This is a genomic window from Aeromicrobium sp. IC_218, assembly GCF_004336805.1.
Classification (GTDB): domain Bacteria; phylum Actinomycetota; class Actinomycetes; order Propionibacteriales; family Nocardioidaceae; genus Aeromicrobium.
In genome coordinates this window covers 184,784-202,162 of sequence record NZ_SJXM01000004.1, presented here as the reverse complement: position 1 = coordinate 202,162, position 17,379 = coordinate 184,784, and the positions used below count along the sequence as shown (strand labels likewise).

At 73.8% G+C, this 17,379-nt stretch carries 16 protein-coding genes; 1 reads left to right on the top strand and 15 read right to left on the bottom strand.

Annotated features, from left to right (window positions below; translation table 11 throughout):
- Nucleotides 1–67: 67 nt before the first annotated feature.
- The gene (locus E0W78_RS06855) at nt 68–3,031 is read left to right on the top strand and encodes a heterodisulfide reductase-related iron-sulfur binding cluster (protein WP_131403106.1); all 2,964 of its coding nucleotides are present in this window, start codon (nt 68–70) and stop codon (nt 3,029–3,031) included.
- A gap of 281 nt (nt 3,032–3,312) precedes the next feature.
- On the opposite strand, the gene E0W78_RS06850 is transcribed toward E0W78_RS06855, so the two are convergent.
- From E0W78_RS06850 to eccD, 15 genes are all read right to left on the bottom strand, one after another.
- Nucleotides 3,313–6,099 (bottom strand): LysM peptidoglycan-binding domain-containing protein, encoded by a 2,787-nt coding sequence (locus E0W78_RS06850; RefSeq protein ID WP_131403105.1) that lies wholly within the window; start codon nt 6,097–6,099, stop codon nt 3,313–3,315.
- 109 nt (nt 6,100–6,208) lie between these two features.
- Nucleotides 6,209–7,288: a hypothetical protein gene (locus E0W78_RS06845; RefSeq protein ID WP_131403104.1), complete on the bottom strand. Its 1,080-nt coding sequence runs from the start codon at nt 7,286–7,288 to the stop codon at nt 6,209–6,211.
- Nucleotides 7,285–7,860: a hypothetical protein gene (locus tag E0W78_RS06840; RefSeq protein ID WP_131403103.1), complete on the bottom strand. Its 576-nt coding sequence runs from the start codon at nt 7,858–7,860 to the stop codon at nt 7,285–7,287. The genes E0W78_RS06845 and E0W78_RS06840 overlap by 4 nt, the downstream gene beginning before the upstream one ends.
- Nucleotides 7,861–7,953: 93 nt before the next feature.
- Nucleotides 7,954–8,691 (bottom strand): Tad domain-containing protein, encoded by a 738-nt coding sequence (locus E0W78_RS06835; RefSeq protein ID WP_165570429.1) that lies wholly within the window; start codon nt 8,689–8,691, stop codon nt 7,954–7,956.
- Nucleotides 8,688–9,131 (bottom strand): TadE/TadG family type IV pilus assembly protein, encoded by a 444-nt coding sequence (locus E0W78_RS06830; protein WP_131403101.1) that lies wholly within the window; start codon nt 9,129–9,131, stop codon nt 8,688–8,690. The genes E0W78_RS06835 and E0W78_RS06830 overlap by 4 nt, the downstream gene beginning before the upstream one ends.
- A complete protein-coding gene (locus E0W78_RS06825; RefSeq protein ID WP_131403100.1) occupies nt 9,128–9,553 on the bottom strand; it encodes a TadE/TadG family type IV pilus assembly protein in 426 nt (141 codons plus the stop codon). Before E0W78_RS06825 ends, E0W78_RS06830 begins: the two co-directional genes overlap by 4 nt.
- Before the next feature lie 16 nt (nt 9,554–9,569).
- Entirely contained in the window at nt 9,570–9,788 is a 219-nt protein-coding gene (locus E0W78_RS06820; RefSeq protein WP_131403099.1) for a hypothetical protein, read from the bottom strand.
- 38 nt (nt 9,789–9,826) lie between these two features.
- Entirely contained in the window at nt 9,827–10,723 is an 897-nt protein-coding gene (locus tag E0W78_RS06815; RefSeq protein WP_131403098.1) for a type II secretion system F family protein, read from the bottom strand.
- The gene (locus tag E0W78_RS06810; RefSeq protein ID WP_131403097.1) at nt 10,720–11,601 is read right to left on the bottom strand and encodes a type II secretion system F family protein; all 882 of its coding nucleotides are present in this window, start codon (nt 11,599–11,601) and stop codon (nt 10,720–10,722) included. The genes E0W78_RS06815 and E0W78_RS06810 overlap by 4 nt, the downstream gene beginning before the upstream one ends.
- Nucleotides 11,601–12,908 (bottom strand): ATPase, T2SS/T4P/T4SS family, encoded by a 1,308-nt coding sequence (locus E0W78_RS06805; protein WP_131403096.1) that lies wholly within the window; start codon nt 12,906–12,908, stop codon nt 11,601–11,603. The genes E0W78_RS06810 and E0W78_RS06805 overlap by 1 nt, the downstream gene beginning before the upstream one ends.
- A complete protein-coding gene (locus E0W78_RS06800; protein ID WP_131403095.1) occupies nt 12,905–13,720 on the bottom strand; it encodes a hypothetical protein in 816 nt (271 codons plus the stop codon). Before E0W78_RS06800 ends, E0W78_RS06805 begins: the two co-directional genes overlap by 4 nt.
- A 3-nt stretch (nt 13,721–13,723) precedes the next feature.
- A complete protein-coding gene (locus tag E0W78_RS06795; protein WP_131403094.1) occupies nt 13,724–14,383 on the bottom strand; it encodes an SAF domain-containing protein in 660 nt (219 codons plus the stop codon).
- Nucleotides 14,384–14,503: 120 nt separating this feature from the next.
- Nucleotides 14,504–14,809 (bottom strand): ABC transporter permease, encoded by a 306-nt coding sequence (locus E0W78_RS06790; RefSeq protein ID WP_131403093.1) that lies wholly within the window; start codon nt 14,807–14,809, stop codon nt 14,504–14,506.
- The gene (locus tag E0W78_RS06785; protein ID WP_131403092.1) at nt 14,806–16,017 is read right to left on the bottom strand and encodes a hypothetical protein; all 1,212 of its coding nucleotides are present in this window, start codon (nt 16,015–16,017) and stop codon (nt 14,806–14,808) included. The genes E0W78_RS06790 and E0W78_RS06785 overlap by 4 nt, the downstream gene beginning before the upstream one ends.
- Nucleotides 16,017–17,354, bottom strand: a complete 1,338-nt coding sequence (gene eccD, locus E0W78_RS06780) for a type VII secretion integral membrane protein EccD (protein ID WP_131403091.1) — start codon at nt 17,352–17,354, stop codon at nt 16,017–16,019. Before eccD ends, E0W78_RS06785 begins: the two co-directional genes overlap by 1 nt.
- Nucleotides 17,355–17,379: the final 25 nt, after the last annotated feature.

Here is a 17,379-nt window from a genome sequence, read left to right as displayed (position 1 = left end):
GGTGAGCCCCGTCACGGCGCACTACTCTCGGCTCATCGATCGTCGGGCCCACCGGAAGGGGACCTCCATGCGCATCGCCGCCATCGCTCTCTCGCTCGTCGCGACCGCCATCGCGCTCGGGCTGTTCGCGCAGGCGCTGCGCGGCTTCTGGCAGGTGATCGGGGCCGGTGGCCCCGCGCTGAACCGGACGGACAACAAGGCCGCCCGCTGGGCCAACATGTTCAAGGAGACCCTGGGTCACACCCGGATGCTCCAGTGGACGTGGATCGGCATCATGCACTGGCTGGTCTTCGCCGGCTTCATCTTCCTGAGCTCCGCGGTCGCGACGGCGTACTTCCAGATCTTCGACCCGCACTTCACGCTGTGGATCGTCGGCGAGTGGTACCCGTTCGAGTGGGCCACCGAGCTGCTGTCGTGGCTGACCGTCATCGGCATCCTGTACCTGATCTTCGTGCGGCAGAAGAACCACCCGCGCCGCCTGGAGCGCAAGAGCCGCTTCTTCGGCTCGACGTTCTGGCAGGCGTACTTCGTCGAGGCGATCATCCTGGGCGAGGGCCTGGCCGGCCTGTTCATCCGCGGCGCCGAGTACCAGCTGCACGACGGCACCAAGGCGCACTTCCCGATGACCTGGTTCATCGGCTCGCTGTACGGCGACATCTCCGACCACACGGCCGAGAACATCATCTACGCGCTGGCCACGGCCAAGATCCTCATGGCGATGGTCTGGCTCGGCACGATCTCCAAGAACATCACGATGGGCGTGGCCTGGCACCGCTTCACGGCCTGGTTCAACATCTGGTTCAAGCGTGAGTCCGACGGCTCCACCGCGCTCGGCGCCCTCAAGCCGATGACCGTGAACGGCAAGCGCGTCGACATGGAGGCGATGGAGGAGCTCGACGAGGACGACTTCGGCAAGCTCGGCGTCGGCAAGGTCGAGGACTTCAGCTGGAAGGGCATCCTGGACTTCACGACCTGCACCGAGTGCGGTCGCTGCCAGAGCCAGTGCCCGGCCTGGAACACCGAGAAGCCGCTGAGCCCCAAGCTGCTCATGATGGGCCTGCGCGAGCATGCCTACACCAAGATCCCGCTGCTGGAGAAGGACGCCGACACCCTCACCGAGGCCGAGAAGGCCGAACTCGAGCGTCCGCTGATCGGCGACGAGTCGCTCTTCGGCGTCATCGACCCGGACGTGCTGTGGTCGTGCACCAACTGCGGCGCCTGCGTCCAGCAGTGCCCCGTCGACATCGAGCACGTCGACCACATCGACGACATGCGCCGCTACCAGGTGCTCGTCGAGTCCAACTTCCCCGCCGAGCTCAACAACATCTTCAAGGGCCTCGAGCGCAAGGGGAACCCCTGGAACATGAACCCGCGCGACCGCATGGCGTGGGCGAAGGACCTCGACTTCGAGGTCAAGCAGGTCGGCGTGGACGTCGAGGACCTCGACGAGGTCGAGTGGCTGTTCTGGGTCGGCTGCGCCGGCGCCTACGAGGACCGCGCCAAGAAGACGACGCAGGCCGTCGCCGAGCTGCTCGACATGGCCGGCGTGACGTTCGCCGTCCTGGGCGACGGTGAGACCTGCTCGGGCGACTCGGCCCGTCGTGCGGGCAACGAGGTGCTGTTCATGCAGCTGGCCATGCAGAACGCCGAGGTGTTCAAGGAGACGAAGGTCAAGAAGGTCGTCTCCACCTGCGCCCACTGCTTCAACACGCTGAAGAACGAGTACCAGGAGTTCGGCGTCGAGCTCGAGGTCGTCCACCACACGCAGCTGCTCAACCGCCTGGTGCGCGAGAAGAAGCTGACCCCGGTGGCGCCCACCTCCGGCGAGGCCGCGGGCAAGAAGATCACCTACCACGACCCGTGCTTCCTGGGCCGTCACAACCAGGTCTACGAGGCGCCGCGCGAGCTGCTGCAGATCATCCCCGGCGCCACGTACGCCGAGATGCCGCGCAACTCCGAGAAGTCCTTCTGCTGCGGCGCCGGCGGCGCGCGCATGTGGATGGAGGAGACGCTGGGCTCGCGCATCAACGTCAACCGCACCGAGGAGGCCGTCGCCACCGGCGCCGACCAGATCGCGGTGGGCTGCCCGTTCTGCCGCGTCATGCTCAGTGACGGCCTGACCGCGAAGCAGGCGGCCGGCGAGGCCCGCGAGGAGGTCGAGGTGCTCGACGTCGCGCAGATGCTGCTCGCGTCGGTCAAGCGCGCCCCGGTCGAGCCGAGCGCCGAGGACGACGAGGCCGTCGTCGCCGAGGCCGAGGCGGCCACCGCGGCCGCGGCCACGGAGTCGACCGCGCCCGACGGCCCGGAGGCCCACGACTCTGCGGAGTCGGTCGAGAAGCCCGAGGACGTCGGCGTCGGTGCCGAGGCGGCCAAGGAGCAGGCCGAGGGTGGCGAGCCCACAAGTGGCGTGACCGAGGCCGACGACGCCGAGGAGGTGGCCGAGGAGCTCGACGAGCCGGCCACCGACGAGAGCGGCGCCGGCGCCGAGGCCCAGCAGGTCGCGGCCGAGCACAACGTCGACGTCGACGAGTCCGGCAGCGCGAGCGGCCGGGAGCCGGCGGACGCCGAGGCGAAGGCCGCGGACGAGCCGACGAAGGAGGCGCAGGTGGAGCAGGCCGACGAGGCCGAGACCGCGCGCACCGAGCCGGACGCGACGCCGGAGGCCGCCGAGCCCGAGACGTCCGTGGACGAGTCGGCCGACGAGGCCGCCGAGCCTCTCACCGAGACCGAGGCGAAGACCGACGAGCCCGTCGCTGAGGCCGAGCCGGTCGCCGAGGCCGAGCCGACACCGGCCGCTGAGCCTGTGGAAGCGACGCCGGAGCCGGAGGCGAAGGCCGAGGAGCCGGTGCAGGGCGAGCTGTCGTTCGACGCCGAGGAGGTCACCCCGGTCGAGGCCGAGGCGCACCCCGACGTCGCCGAGGACGTCGCCCCGCTGAGCGAGGCGAACCCGAGCGGTGCCGACCTCTCCGAGACGGCCACCGACGCGGCGGCCGACGACGAGGGCGACGAGAAGCCGGACGCCAAGGCCTGACGCACGACCCACGAAGGGGCGGGACCATCACGGTCCCGCCCCTTCGTCGTCCCCGGCCCCCCGTCGCGCGCAACGAGGCGGTGGCTCATCCACCACCCGACCAGCGTCGTGGTGGACCACTCACCGCCCCGAGGTGGCTGCCCGGGCGGTGCGCCATCCACCACGTGCGCCGTCGGGCTGGTGGACCACTCACCGCCCCGCTCGGTCGAGACAGAGCAGGGGGCCGGACGTGCGAGCGCCCCGCGTCCCGGTGGGACGCGGGGCGCTCGACGGACGCTCGGTCAGGCGACGCGGGAGCGGAACCCGGGCAGCAGCTCGTCCACCAGGCCGTCGGTCTGACCGGAGGCGCCGGCCGCCGAGCCGTGCTCGTCCAGCGCGGCGTACATCTCGCGAGCCACCGCCTCGAGCACGTCGCGGTCGCCGAAGTGGTGGGCCAGGCGCAGCCGCGCCCGCCACAGCTCCTCGCTGCCGGGCATGAGCTCGAGCCCGTGGCGCAGCGCGTCGACCGCGGTCGACTCGTCGCCCCGAGCGGCCGCGGCCTCGGCGTACGCGTGGACGCTGAGCGTCACGGCGATGGCGACGTCGTCCTCGATGGTCATGGAGTCCAGCCAGGTGTAGCGCGACGCCGGCACGTCCCCGAACGGCAGGCCACGGACGAGCGAGAGCGCCGAGCGCAGGTGCGCCTCGCGCTGGGCGCCGTCGTTGGCCGCCCGGTTGAGCGCGTCGCGGAAGGCGTCCCAGTCGAGTCGGACGGCGCCGGGGGTCAGCGAGCAGATGCCGGCGTCCTGGCGCAGCACGGGCGTGCCGTCGGCGGTGGAGCCGAGCCAGGTGCCGAGACGGGCGAGCGTGTCGTCGCGCACCGCGTCGTCGACGCCGCGCGGCCACAGCGCGGCCGAGACGAGGTTGACGTGGACCCCGCGCGGGCTGAGCGCCAGCAGCGTGAGCAGCTCGGTGAGCAGCGGACGACGGTCCTCGTCGACCGGGCCCGGCGCCGTCACCTGGAGCGGGCCGAGCAGGTCGAGTCGCACCGTCGCGTCCTCGGCGGCGCTGGTCGCCTGCTCGTCGACGATCACGTCGACCAGGTCGTCCAGGTTGACCGAGGCGCCGCTCGCCACCGGGCGGTACAGCGCGGCCAGGTCGCGGGCGACGGCCGGCTCGAGCACCTGGGCGGCGACGTCGACGCCGTGGACCGGCGAGACGATGCGGCCGTCGTGGCGGGCGCTGAGCCGCATGGCGGCGTCCGGGACGTTGCCGAGCACGACGACGCCGAGCGCCACCTGCGGGTCGGCGGCCAGCGCGGTCAGCGTGGCCAGCTCGTCGGCGTTCGGGACGCCCGAGCAGACCACCAGGTGGTACGTCCAGCGGGCCGAGCCCCCGGCCACGCGAGCCTCGCGGGCGGTCGCCACGTCGGCCGCGCGGCACGCGTCGCGCTGGTAGCGGGCGACGTTGCGCAGCGACTCGAGCACGCGGCCCAGGTCGTCGCTGTGGGTCAGCGCCGGCGAGACGGCCGACAGGTCGTCGGCGAACCCGACGAGGGTGACGGCGCGGTCGTCGGCCCACGGGTGGGTGGCGGTGTCGACGGCCATGCTGACCGCGACGCCGCGGGCGACGGTGTCGGTGCCGTCGAGGGCGAGCACGCCGGCGACGCCCTCGGGGTCGACGAGCAGCAGGCTGCCGTCCTCGCGACGACCGACCACCACGAGGCCCGGCACGGGGGCCGGACCGGTGCCGGCGGGCGCGCCGTCGCGCTCCACGGCCCAGACGGTCTCGCCGCGGGCGGCCCAGCCGGCCGGGACCGGACGCGCGGGCGGCTGGTCGAAGGCGACCGCGGCACCGGACTCGCTCACCGAGACGCGAGCCGGCACGAGGGCGCCGTGGCCGTCGTTCCACGAGCGCAGGACGCGGTCGAGCCAGGTCGCGGTCTCGACGTCACCCTCCTGGCGCAGCCGGCCACCGGGACCGGGCGGCACGGGCGCCGGGCCCTGCGGGTCGGGGTTCGGCGCCGCCTGGCGGCGGGCCCAGCGCTCACCGGTCGGGGCGGACGCGCGGCGGCGACGCAGGCCGATGACGGCACCGGCCAGGGCGAGACCGCCCGCGACGCCGTACACCGGGCCCCAGCGGCCCTCCTGCTGGTCGGCGGCGGCACCGCCCGAGGCTCCACCGGTGGCGTCGGCGGCCACGTCGGCCGAGGCGTCCGCACCCGCCTGGACGTCGGTCGGTGCGGGAGCAGGAGCCGGAGCGGGCGCGGACTCGGCCGCGTGGTCGACGACCTTGAGGCCGGGACCCTTCGCGTCGTTGGGCATCTTCATGACCCAGCCGGGGTGGATGAGGTCGGCGCTCTTGAGCACGCGGCCGTCGGCCTGCTCGACGTTCTTGTTGAGCTCCCAGATCTCCTTGTAGCGGAACCCGTCGCCGAGGTAGCGCTCGGCCATGGCCCAGAGCGTGTCGTAGTTGCGGTTGTTCGGCGGCTTCACCTCGTAGTAGGTCGTGACGCCCTGCTGGACGTCCGCCTTCGTGGCGCGCTCGAGCGTGTCGCCGTCGGGTCGCGACTCGTCGCCCGCGTCGGGGGTCGCGGTCTGCACGAGGGTGGTCGCGGGCCGGATCTGGACGTCCTGGTCGGCGCCGCCGGACGTGGCGGCGGTCGCGGTCGACATGCCGGCCGCGGAGGTGCCGGCGATGAGGACGATGGTCGCGACGAGCCGGCGGGCCAGGGTCTGCGTGCCGATGCCGCCACCGGGGACCTGCGGCGCGAGACCGCGACGCTTGCGCTCGGCCACGGCCTCCACGACCAGACAGACCACGAAATGGGCCCAGGCCAGCCAGACGACCGCGGCGAGGACGCCCATGAGCGCCTCGGTGGTGGTGGGCTCGGTGAGCCACTGCAGCGACGGGGCCTCGTCCGGCCACGGGGTGCCGAAGGCGGCCAGCAGCGCGAGCGGGACGCCCACGACGATGAGCGCGGTGCCCACGAGGGCGGCAAGGCCCTTCGCGACCTGCGCGCCACGGCTCGGCACCTTGGTGATCGTCGGCAGCCGGTCGCCACCGGGACGCTGGAGCGTCGACGTCATCGTTCCCCCTGGAATGTCACGACATGCCCGCCCTGGCGGACCGTCCCAAGGTAGTCGGTGGGCCCCGCCCCCGCCTAGTGGAGCGAGCGCGGCGCCCACCCGCCGGACGTCAGTAGATGACGGCCGGAGGCTGGTTCGGCGCCTGGACCTCCTGCACGGGGATGGGCTGCTTGAGTCGCATCGTGAAGTCGCCCAGGTCCTGCAGCTGGTCGCCCTCGCCGTACTGGACCCGCCAGTCGACCTGCACGTCCGCGTAGAACGAGTCCGGCAGGTTCGACGGGATGTCGCGGGTGGCGAACTTGCGGGCGGACGCCGACGAGCGCGGGAACGTGATGCTGCAGGCGTCCGCGGGCTGATCCTTCGGGGCGGCACCGACGACGTACGGCGTGGTCGGCGCGCAGGTGACGGCGTCGATGCCCTCCTGGTTCGGGTCGAGCCGCACCTCGGTCGCCTGCGCGACCATCGTCAGGCCGGTCGGCGTCTCGATCTCGATGTAGGGGCCGCCGACCTCGCCGCGGTTCGCGAACGGGCCCTGGGCGACGACCTGCTCGTTCACCGGGTTGCGCCACTGGAACGTCAGGTAGGTCGGCACGCCCACGATCGGCGTCGGGTTCGGCTTCGGCTGCAGGAACGGCACCGGCAGGAAGGTGTCCTGGCTGATGCGGCCCCAGAGGAAGTCGTTGAGGGCGCCACCCTGGTCGCGGACGTCCTCGCCGAACTCCACGAAGCGGATCTCGAGCGAGAGGCTGCGGTTGCGACCGCCGCTGTAGGTGTCGAAGTCGACGCCGCGCAGGCAGCGCACGAGCATGTAGCGACCCTCGGACGGCCGCGTGTTGAACGGGGCCTGGATGCCCGGTGGCAGGTCGCTGTAGCGGCACTGCTGGAACTCCTGGCCGCCGTACATCTCACGCAGCGTCTTCAGGGCGTCGCCCCCGCCCAGCGAGACGCAGTACGAGCCCATGCCGTTGCCGCTGGCGTACACCGAGCAGCTCTGCGTGGTGGACGTGTAGTTGTCGTAGCGGGTGCCGCTGCTGCCGTCGACCGGCGTGGACGGGCCACCGCCGCTCGAGCCGGCCGGGTTGCACGGCATCTGCGCGGGCGTGCAGGCGGCGGCCGGCGCGGCGCCGACCAGGCTCAGGACGGACGCGCCGAGGACCCCGGCCAGCGCGGCGGCGATCGCGCGCCTCACGGTGCCTCCCCCGCGCACGTGCCATCGACCTCGAACGAGCCGAAGCGCAGGGCGTCGCCGCTGCCGGAGTAGGTCGAGACGATGCGCAGCCAGGACTGGTCGGGGGTGCTGACCGGCTTGCCGTCCTTGCCGCGGTACGCCTGCGAGGGCGACCAGAGGCACCCGACGACGCGGTCGGGCCGGGAGTCCTCGATGCGGAGGATCACGCTGCTCGGCACGGTCCATCCGTCCTTCCATCCGGGGGCGAGGCGCTTGGCGAAGTCGCGGACGACGGCGTCGGTCGCGACCTGGCGCAGGGCCGGCGCGACGGTGCGGTCGTTCGTGGTGCGCACGATGGCGGCGTTGAGCAGCCGCCAACGGGCGACGGCGGGGTCGGCGGCGTGCGCGTCGAGGTTCGTGACGCGCACGTCGACGCCGAGGGTGTCGGGCTGCGCGACCGGCGCGGACGTCGGGGTCGTGGCGCTCGGCGACGGGGTGGCCGCGTCGGCCGACGGCTCGTCGTCACCGCCGCAGCCGGCGGCCAGCACGACCAGCGCGACGACGGCAGCGACCCGCGGTGCGCGATGTCTCATGCGTGTCCCCCCGGACGTTCCTGGCTCACGAGCGCGGCCCAGCCTACCGGCGGGTGCGCGTGAACGCCCAGTCCACGGGACGGCCGCGCTCCGTCACTCATCGCCCGGTCCCGGCGTCTTGCAGTAGTCGACGGTGGGCGTGGGGGACGGCGTCGGGGAGGGCGACGGCGTCTTCGTCGGCTCGTCCTCGTCCTTCGGGTCGTCGTCGTCCTTGGGGTCGTCCTCGTCGTCGCCGTCGTCGGTCGGGGTCTCGGTGGGCGTCGGCGTCGGGCTCGGCGACGGCTCGCACGGCGTGACCTCGACGTTCGTCGGCAGGGGCGCGGTGCCCACCGTGCCCTCCTCGGGCGGAGCGACCGACGGCGGCGCGAGCGTCGACACCTTGCCGCTGTCGGCCTCGCTGATGCCGCTGACCGGGCGGGCCATCGCGGCGCCCGACGCGGTCATCGTCGGGCTGCGGACCATGTCGAGCAGGATCGCGTCGATCTCGACCTGCGCGTCGACCTGGACCGCGAGGAACGAGCCGAGCTGGCCGTCGTTGACGGTGCGCAGGCTGGGCTCGCAGCGCACGAGCTGGCCGTCGGCGGCCATGGCCTGGCGGCAGTACTCCTGGGCGGTGTCGAGTGCCTGGGCCCGGTTCAGGTCCAGCCGCGGATCGCTCACGTTCACCGCCTGGGCCCCGGCCCGAGCGGCCTCCTGGGCGTACGCGACCGCGCGCCCCTTGGCGTTGAGCTGACGGCCACCGTCGATCACCAGGCCGGCGAGCAGGATGATGGCGAGCGCGACGATGACGACGAACGGCGTGATCGACCCGCGCTCGTCCCGGCGCCTCACTGGTACCCCCGGTAGCGGTCCAGCGGGCTGGTGAAGGTGCGGGTGAGCTGCACCGAGCGCAGCGGCAGCCCGGCCAGGTCGCTGAGGTCGAGCGTGCAGCGGACCGTGACGGTGACCGACTCGACCTGCACGGGCGCGTTCGGGTCGGGCAGCTGGAAGGCGCCCGCGGTCAGCGCCGGCGGGTCGGCCTGGGCGGTGTCGCGGCACGAGGCAGGGGCGTCGTCCATCACCTGCGCGACGACGTCGTCGGCGACCGGCTTCACCTGGGCGCGGACGTTCTGCGCGGTGGCCGCCCGGGCCGCGTCACGCGAGGCCTGGTCGACCAGGTTCTCGGTCTGGGCGAACCGGCCGAACGCGATGATCAGCATGAGCAGGAGCAGCAGGAACGGAGCCACGATGACGAGCTCGAGGCTCGCGGTCGCCCGCTCGTCGCGCCTCACGGACCCTCCCGCAGGTCGCCGCGGAACTGCTCGAGCGTCGCCGTGGACGTCTGCTCGACCTGCACCGTGCCGCCCACCGGCAGCACCACGTCGCCGACGACCAGCATCGTCACGCGACCGGTGGAGGTGTCGATCGTGCCGGCCGCGGTGACGTTCTTGAGCCGGCCGAGCTTGGCCGCGTACCCCTCGGTGACCTGCTCGGCCGCCGCGGTGAACGACACCGGGTCGGAGTTCGAGCCGGCCAGGCGCAGGTACGAGACGCCCTCGCGGGCCGCGGACTGCGCCGTGTTGCGGGCGTGCAGGTAGAGCCCGCCCTCGATGATCGTGAAGACGAGCAGCAGGAAGATCGGCGCGATGATCGAGAACTCCAGCGCGCTGGTGCCTCGGTCGTCGCGCCGTCTCCGGCTCGTCCCCAGGGTCATCGGTCGTCCGCGGGCGCTAGTTCGCGCCCTGCTCGATCTTGTCCGAGTTGGACTCGACCACGTTCTGGATGACCGCGGCGATGCCGAGGGCGAGCACGACGACGACGGCCGAGATGATCGCCCACTCGATGGCCGAGGCGCCCAGCTCGTTGCGGCCCTCGCGACGGGCCTGCTCCGCGCGGCCGCGCACCAGGGTGATGATCGCGGTCGCGTAGAAGACGACGGGGTTGTTCATGACGATTCCTCCGGGGGTGTAGGACGACGTGATGGACGCTAGCCCAGCTGGCTGATGGCCGGGTAGGCGAGGAAGACCAGGAACGTGACGCACATGAGCAGCTGGGCCATGAGCATCGACTGCGAGCTCTCGCCGGCCGATCCCTCGACGTCGACGAGCTCCTTGCGGCGCATGCTCTCGCTGCGCGCCATGAGCGACAGGCGGATCTTGGCGCCCTCGTCGCCGGCCAGGGCCAGCGCCGAGGCGAGGTCGCGCAGCTCGTCGACGCCGAGCTCGCGGCCCAGGCGGGCGATGCCCTCCCACGGCGTCCAGCCCATGATGCGGGCGTTGGACAGGGCCTGGCGCAGCCGCACCATGGCCCAGTGGTCGCCGATGGACGAGGCCGCCATGAGCGCCTCGGGCAGGCCGCGACCGCCGGCCAGGTTCATCGCGACGAGGTCGAGGAACGAGCCGACGACGTGGCGGAAGTCGCGGCGGCGCACCTCGGCCTCCCGCCGCAGCTGCAGGTCGGGGAGCATGAAGGCCAGCGCCGTGGCGGCGAGCGTCACGACGAGCGGCACGGGTCCGACGCCGAAGCCGAACAGCAGCCACACGACCGGGAACCAGACGAGCGCGCCCAGCGCGAGCAGCGCCTTCGTTCCCAGGTGGACGGCCATCGAGCGGTTCATGACGGCGAGGTCGGCGCGGGTGGAGCGCAGCTGCCAGCCGCGGGACGTGGCCTCCTGCTCGAGGCGCTCGCCGATCGTGCCGCGCAGGCGCTCGACGCGGCCCTGGCCGTCCTCGTCGGCGGCCGTGGTCGTGAGCGCGCGGCCGCGGCGTCCGGCGTCCAGGCGGCTCAGCGTGGCCGAGACGCCGGGCACCGGCGCGGACAGCGCGTGCACGAGCAGGACGATGCCGAGACCGACGGCGGCTCCGGCGAGCAGGGACCAGGTCATGCCGTCCCCCTCGTGTCGAGCGAGCCGATGAGGAAGCGCTCGGGCTCCTCGACGCCGGACAGCTTGCGCATCCAGAACACGCTGCCGGCGAACAGCGCGAGGACGCCGGCGAGCACCAGCTGGCCCTCGAAGGTGCCGTAGGGCGAGACGTAGGCCGGGTTAAACAGCACGAGCCCGGCGGCGACCGTGACGATGACGCCGACGACCACCTGGACGCTGCGGCGGGTGGACCGCCGGCTGCTCTCGACCCGGCGGCGGACGTCGAGCTCGTCACGCGCGGAGTTGGCCAGCGCGCTGAGCACGTCGCGCAGGCCGGGGCCGCGCAGGCGCGAGTTGAGGATGAGCGCGGCGACGACGAGGTCGGCGGACGGGTCGTCGAGGTCGCGGGCGAACTTCATGAGCGCGTCCGGCAGCGGCTCGCGCACGCGCAGCCGGTCGACGAGCAGGTTCAGCGACGGGCGGATCGACGGAGCCGCGTTGACCGCGGTGGCGGGGATGGCCTGCTCAAGGCCGACGGCACCGGCGATGGTGTCGCGCAGCGCCTCGATCCAGGTGGCCAGGCCCTCGACCCGGTTGATCGCGTCACGCTCCTGGCGGGCGCCGCCGAAGGCACGGTCCCAGAAGGCGACGACGACGCCGAGCGCGGCGGCCAGCACGAGCCAGCGCGTCACGACCAGCACCACGACGAAGACGCCGACGCCGGCCGCGAGCTGCTTCAGGCGCCGCTGCGAGCCGGCGACCGAGCGACGGCGGCCGGGGGTCGCGGACGCCCGCTCCCGCACGGGCAGCCCGCTGACCGCGAGCACGAGCAGCGCGAGGCCCAGCCCCGTGACGGCACCGGCCGTCACGAACAGCGGGACGCGCAGCTCCTCGAACATCAGGCCCACCGTCCGTGCACGAGCGGCTCGTAGCCATGCTCCTGGAGATCGGCGATGCAGGCGATGGGGGCGTGCGGCTGGGCGCGACCGGCCGCGTCCGGGGCGAAGACCTCGCTGGACAGCACCTGCTGGTCGTGGCCGACGACCTCGCGGATGCTCTCCACGACGCGGGCCTGCCCCCCGCCGGTGGCGTGGTCGTTGTGCTTGCGTAGGAAGACCACGAAGTCCAGGGCGCCGGAGATCAGCATCGTGGTGGCCTCGAGCGGCAGCCGCTCGCGGCTCTGGATCGCGTACGTGCCGATGCGGTTGAACACCTCGAGCGAGGAGTTCGCGTGGATGGTCGACAGCGAGCCGTCGTTGCCCTGGCTCATGGCGTTGAGCATCGTGACGATCTCGTCGCCGAGCACCTCGCCGACGATGACCCGCGAGGGGTTCATGCGCAGCGAGCGGCGGACGAGCTCGGCCATCGAGACGCCGCCGAGGCCCTCGGAGTTGGGCAGCCGCTCCTCGAACGAGACGACGTTCGGGTGCAGGTCGGCGTGCTCGCCCAGGCCCAGCTCGAGCGCGCGCTCGACGGTGATGATCCGCTCCTGGGCGGGGATCTCGTTGGCCAGGGCGCGCAGCATCGTGGTCTTTCCGGCGTTCGTCGCGCCGGCGATCATGATGTTCTTGCGCGCCGCCACGGCGGCCTTGAGGAACGAGCCCACGTCGGGCGAGACGGTGCCGTTCGCGATGAGCTCGTCCAGGAACACGCGCCCGAGGCGCGCCTTGCGGATCGAGACCGAGGGCCGGGCGCAGACGTTCATGACCGCGGAGAGGCGCGAGCCGTCGGGCAGGCGCAGGTCGAGCTGCGGGTTGGCCGAGTCGAACGGCCGGCTCGACAGGCCGGTGTGGGCGGCCAGCACCTGGATGAGCTCGACCAGCTCCTCGTCGCTCTCGGCGACCGGCGGGTGCCGCTCCTCGCGCCCGTCGCCGTACTGGACGAAGACGTGGTCGCAGCCGTTGATGTCGACGTTCTCGACCTCGGGGTCCTCCAGCAGCGGCTGCAGGCGTCCGACGCCGAACAGGGCCGAGTGGATGGCCGTGGCGACCTCGACCTCGTCCTCGGGCGCGATCGGCGTGCGTCCCTCGGCGATCTCGTAGCGGGCGTGGTCCTCGAGCACCTGGACGATCAGGGAGCGCGCGTACTCGCGCTCGTCGTCGGCGCTCATCGGCGTCACGCCGGCCAGCTGGTCGCGGCGGCGCTGCTCGTTGAGCCGGTCGGCGACCTGCGTGCGCAGCTGCCGGACGAGGTCGTGGTCGATCATGCGGGCACCTCTCCCGTGGCCGGCTCGTCGCCGGCGGGCTCCTCGGCGCTGACGTGGAAGGCGGCGGTGGCGGCGGCGAGCTCGTCGACGACCGGGCGGGCCGAGCGGACGAGGGCCGTGCGCGCGGGGCTGCCGCTGACCTGCCCGAGGAAGAACGCGGCGCCGGACGGGTCGTGGGCCAGGTGGTGCACGCCGGCGACGGGCACCTCGGAGCGCTCGATCGCCTCGCGCACCTCCTTCACGGTGCGCGAGCGCTTCGGCGGGGCGACGACCACCACGTGGATGGGCGCACCCATCGGGCCGCCGTGCGCCTCGTGGACCGCCCGCACGCGCTCGCGCAGGTGCACGACCTCGCTGGGCACGGTGCCGACGACCAGCACGATCGCCGAGGCGGACGCGAGCAGGACGTTCTGCGGGGTGACCGCCCCGATGCGACCGAGGTCGGCGACCACGTCCGTGCCGGGGAGGCGGGCGAACAGGTCGGCCAGGCGCTCCCACTGCTGGGCGAGGGCGCCGGCCTGCTCGGGCACCATCGGGCCGCTGAGCACGTCCAGACCGCCGACGATCGGCTGGGTGTGGGCCGGGAGCAGGCCGGGGTGCAGCGACTTGCGGCCGGCGGCCACGAGGCTGAGCATCCCGTGCTGCGGGTCGAGCGGACGTCCGTCCGTCCCGGGCATCCGGAGGGCGACGTCGCCGCCGGACGGGTCGCACTCGGCCACGAGGACCCGGCGCGGCCACAGCGCGCCGATCAGCAGCGAGGCGGTGGTGACGCCGGGCGAGCCCTTCGCCGAGGCGACCGCGATGAGCGCCACGGGTCAGCCCCCGCAGGTACGGCGGACGAGCGACTCGTCGACCGCGCCGACGCGGGCGACGACGATGCTGGAGTCCTCGACGCCCTGGGACACCTGGGACAGGCACGACAGGTGCACCGCGACGATCATCTGGGTGCTGCTGGACGACCCGAAGCCGCCGTCGCCGGACGTCTCGGGCTCGGAGACGACCTCGGCCAGCACGGAGGTGCGGTTGCCGTCGGTGGCGCCGATGTCGAGCGCGACCTGGTCGCCGGACCGCAGGTTCAGGGCTCCCGGGTTGACCGGCACCGAGACCTGCGTCGAGTCCTCGGCGATGCCGGCGTCCTTGGACACCATGCCGGGCGTCAGCACCGTGCCGGCCAGCAGCCGGGTGGTGGCGGGGCTGCCCACGACCGAGTCCTCGTCGCCGACCGGGACGCCACCCTCGAAGCCCTCGGGCAGGCTCACGCGCTGCAGCTTGTCGGAGGTGACCTCCTCGCCCTGCGCGACGTCGTCCTTCACCTGCAGGAAGTAGGCGCGGTCGCCGGACTGCAGGGCCAGCCAGCCGGACGCGAGGGCGCCGCCGACGATCAGCACGATCGCCAGCGCGATCAGGGCCGGACGCCGCTCACGGGTGGAGGGCAGACGGGACGGTGCGGACTGGGTCGTGCTCGACGGAGCCATGCAGGGGGCCTCTCGACGCGTCGGGGTGCGGCGGACCGAGCGGAGGAGGGGTGTCGACCCGCCCCCGCGAGATCACGGGGCACAACGTACACAAGCGGCTCCGGGGCCGCGCGCCGAGTCTCAGGCCGGCCGGACGAGCTCGACCACGGCCTGCGAGCGCTGCTGCTTCTCCTGGTTCTCGACCGTCTTGTCGAGCGCCTGCGCGACGGCGAGGGCGGCGACGACCACGGCGGCCGCGACGATGCCGATCACCACGGCCGGCCAGGTGCGCGGGTGCTCGCGCCAGGTGCGGCGCGAGCCGTGCAGCAGGGCCGAGCGCAGCTGGCGACGGCGCATGGCGTCCGCTTCCAGGACGTACCGCTCGGCGTTCGGCGTGCCGGCGAGGGCGGGCGGCGTCGGCGGTGCGACCGGGCGCTCGTCGCTCATCGCCGTCCGCCCAGGGCCACCGCGGCGGCGACGGCCAGCATCGCCTCGCGGGTGGCCGACGTGACCGTGGCGGGGTCGAACGGCTCCCCCGACGCCAGGTACGGGTCCGGGGGCACGACCACCACGCGGGAGGCCGGGCTGCCGTGCTCGGCGAGCTCGCGGTGGACCCGTCCGTAGGCCTCGTCGGTCGTGCAGACGACGACGTGGACGAGCGCGTCGGCCGCGGCCGGGTTCACGGCGCGGGCCCGGTCGACGACGACCTCGAGCGCGGCGAGCCCGACGCGTCCGGTCACCGTGACCGCGACGACCTGGTCGGCCCGGGCGAGCGCGGCGTGACCGCCCTCGCCGGCCTCGTCGCCGACGTCGAGCAGGTGGAAGGTGTGGCCGGCACCGAGCCGGTCGAGCACCCCGGCGACGTCGCCCCGGCGCAGCTCGGAGTCCCAGCCGGCGCCGTCGACGACGCCGAGCCCGGACGCGGTGACCGGCGGCTCGACCGCCTCGGCCGTGCCCAGCAGGGACGAGACCGAGCGCGGGTCGCCGACACCGGCCAGCCGGCCGAGCGAGGCGGATCCACGCTGGACGTCGACCACCACGCTGCGGTCCTCGCGCAGCGCGGCCAGCGTCGCGCCGACGCCGAGCGCGACCGTCGTGGCGCCCGCGCCGCCCTTGCCGGCGACGAAGGCCACGACGCGGCGGTCGGTCTGCCGGCGGCGTGCGGCCTCGACGAGCTCACGGTCCTGCTGCACGGTGGCCGCGGCGTCGGGCGTGGCCAGTCCCCTCGCGACGCCCTTCACGAGGCGGGCCGACGACCGCGGAGCGGGCAGCCGGGCCGCCGCGCCGGCCAGGAGCCGCTCGACGTCGCCGGCGACCCGGGCTGACGGCGGGGCGACGGAGGCCGGACCCGGCTCGGGCGCCCGCGCGAACGTGGGCCGCGCCGGCCCGTCGACGGCGCCGGGACCGTCGAAGGAGGCGGGACGACGGGCGAACTCCGGGCGCAGCGGGACGACCGAGCCACCGTCCGCCTCGTCCTCGGGACGTCCGGCGTCCGCGGGGGTGGCGGTGGGCGGAGCCGTCGGGACGGACGGGCCGAGGCCCAGGCTGCGCGGGTCGATGCCCATGCGGGCCAGGTCGCTCGCCGAGCCCTCGGCCCGCCGGCGCCGGCCGGCGGCGCGCTCGGCCGCCTCGGTCTGCTCGTCGTCGTCCGCCATCAGAACAACCCCCCGAGTGCGTCGTAGACCCCCATGGCGCCGGCCAGCACCACGATCAGCACCACCACGGTCACGAGCTCGACCAGGTTCAGCGTCCGCTTCACCCGGGCCCGCTGGATCTCGGACAACCGGATCGAGGCCAGGCCGAGCCCGGCGAGCAGCGCCAGGCTGACCGCCGGCACCAGCCAGGTCACCAGGTCGGCACCGTCCATCGCCTGGGCCAGGACGGCCGTCAGCACGAGGACCGCGGCGAGCCGCAGCGGCAGCATGTGCTGCACGCGCGAGAAGACCCGGGACCTCAGGGCCGCGGTGAGCGCCAGCAGCAGCGCCAGCGTCCGGTCCCAGTCGTCGCCGTCGGTGTCGAGCAGGAGGCCGCCGACGACGACCACGAGGGCGATGCCGACGAGCCCGCCGACGAGCAGGTCGTTGCTGACGCGGAACCGGCGGCGCAGGTCGGCGTCGCTGACCCGGCCCGCGTGCCGCACGCGGTAGTCGGCGCCGGCGAGGCCGCCGACCGACAGCGACACGCGCGGCAGGACGCCGACGGCGAGCAGGGCGACGACGGGCAGGACGCGCACGGCCTGCTGCGTGTCGACGTCGCTCAGCCCCGTGGCCGCGAGCACGAGCAGCGCCACGGCGAGCACGAGCGTCGCCGACACGTGGGCGGTGACCGCGTCGCTCACCGTGCGCGCGAGCGCGGCCACGACCGCGACCGTGACGGCCACGGCCGCGAGCGAGCTCCAGGGTCCGAGCTCCAGCGCCCGCGCGACCGCGTCGCCGAGCAGGACCGCCCACACGAGCCCCACGACGGCGACCAGGCGGGCGTCGCGGTCACGTCCGAGACGCCCGGTCCAGGCGGTCGCGGCCAGCAGGGCGACGACGGCCGCCGCGGCACCGACGACCGCGTCGGACCCGTCGGCCATCCATCCGAGCAGCCACTGGACCAGCGCCCCGAGCAGCAGCACCGCGGCGCCGGAGAGCGCGACGAACGAGCCGGTGTCGCGGGTGTCCCAGGTGCCGCCGGCGGCGTCGACGGTGTCCTCGACCGCGTCGCGGACGTCCTCGACGAGCGCCGGCGTGCTGGTGTCGGTCGCGGACCGCAGCTCGAGCACGTCGCCGTCGACGACGCCCGCGTCGGCCAGCGTCTGGGTCAGGCCCAGGGACGCGGCACCGACGCGCGAGAGCGTCCAGGACGCCGGTGCGTGCGCGTCGGACTCGGGGGCCGCGTAGCGCAGCAGCTGGGGCAGCAGGTCGGCCAGCGGCAGCGCGCTGGGCAGGGCCAGGTCGACCGTCCGGTCGGTCGTGACGACGGTGACCCTGCTGTAGGCCGTGAGCATCTGTCCCCCTCCGCCCCGCACGCCC